This window comes from Bacteroides caecigallinarum, assembly GCF_021530995.1.
GTDB classification, from domain to species: Bacteria; Bacteroidota; Bacteroidia; order Bacteroidales; family Bacteroidaceae; genus Phocaeicola; species Phocaeicola faecigallinarum.
The window spans coordinates 1-255 of the sequence record NZ_JADYTF010000357.1; the positions used below are offsets into that span (position 1 = coordinate 1).

The window sequence follows — 255 nt, forward strand, 5'->3', positions numbered from 1 at the left end:
TTACTACAGCTGCCACCCTGATGGTTGAGCTTGATGATATAGTGCGTTTTAAGAATGCTGACCATCTGGCTTCTTTCATCGGTCTGGTACCAATGTGTCATTCGAGCGGTGAAAGTAACGGCACAGGAGATATAACTGTACGCCGGCATTTCATGCTTCGGTGTCTTTTGATAGAAGCCGCATGGATTGCAATCCGCAAGGATCCTGCAATGACCGTAGCCTATACGGAATACCGTAAACGTATGAATCCTCAGA

Annotated in this window: 1 protein-coding gene; it reads left to right on the top strand. The window is 46.7% G+C overall.

Annotated features, from left to right (window positions below; genetic code table 11):
- Positions 1-255: IS110 family transposase (locus tag I6E24_RS17015; RefSeq protein WP_235329867.1), on the top strand; the 255-nt coding region annotated here is incomplete at both ends.